The 992-nt window shown below is 72.1% G+C and carries 1 protein-coding gene and 1 pseudogene; both read left to right on the top strand.

From position 1 onward, the window contains the following. Window positions 1–208 (top strand): annotated as a pseudogene (locus D7V80_RS41055) (ABC transporter ATP-binding protein); the annotation flags it as partial. Continuing rightward, a partial coding sequence (locus tag D7V80_RS41060; RefSeq protein WP_120593156.1) for an ABC transporter permease occupies window positions 205–992 on the top strand: 788 nt, incomplete at its 3' end. The pseudogene D7V80_RS41055 and the gene D7V80_RS41060, both read left to right, overlap by 4 nt.

Consider the following 992-nt stretch of genomic DNA (forward strand, 5'->3'; position numbering starts at 1 on the left):
GGCGACGGTGGTGGAGGGGCGGGTGCAGGTGGAGGCTTCGCAGGGACACGCGCTGGTGCCGCGGCTGGTGGAGGCCTTCCCTCCGGGACGGTTCGCCTCCGTGTCGCTGCGCCGGCCCACGCTGGCGGACGTGTTCCTCCAGCTCACCGGGAAGGCCCTGGGGGCGGATGCTCCCTCGCCCACGCCCGCGCCGAGGAAACGCCGATGAGCGCCGACATCCCCGTGCCTGTTCCGTCCTCCTCCGTGGATGCGCCCGTCGACGCGCCCGCCGCCCCGGTCCACCGCCGGGAGCCGGGGACGCTGGCGTTGCAGTGGGCCACCGTCTGGGTGCTGCTGTCGCGTGACGTGGTGCGCTTCTTCCGGCAGCCCAGCCGGGTGGTGGGCGCGCTGGCGCAGCCCATCCTGTTCTGGTTCGTCATCGGCTCCGGGTTCGCGGGTTCCTTCCGCGTGGAGGGCGCGCAGGGGCTGGGCTACCAGCAGTTCTTCTTCCCAGGCGTCGTCACCATGGTGGTGCTCTTCAGCGCCATCTTCGCCACCATCACCGTCATCGAGGACCGCAAGGAGGGCTTCCTCCAGGCGGTGCTGGCGGGGCCGGGCTCGCGGCTGGCGGTGGTGCTGGGCAAGGCGCTGGGGTCGTCCAGCATCGCGCTGATGCAGGCGTCGCTGTTCCTGCTCTTCGCGCCCCTGGCGGGCGTGGACGTGAAGGCGGTGGACTACCCGCTGCTCGCGGCGGTGATGGTGCTGTCCGCGCTGGCGCTCACCGGCATGGGCATGGCGCTCGCCTGGTGGGTGAAGTCGAGCGCGGGCTACCACGCGGTGATGAGCCTGGTGATGCTGCCCATGTGGGTGCTCTCCGGAGCCATGTTCCCGGTCAAGGGAGCCGGGCCGGTGCTGTCGTGGGTGATGACGCTCAACCCGATGCGCTTCTCCGTGGAGGGCGTGCGCCGCGCGCTGTACGGGGCGCAGGCGTCGCTGGCGGTGGGCTCGCAGGG

It is taken from the genome of Corallococcus sp. CA054B, assembly GCF_003611625.1.
In the GTDB taxonomy this organism is placed as follows: domain Bacteria; phylum Myxococcota; class Myxococcia; order Myxococcales; family Myxococcaceae; genus Corallococcus; species Corallococcus coralloides.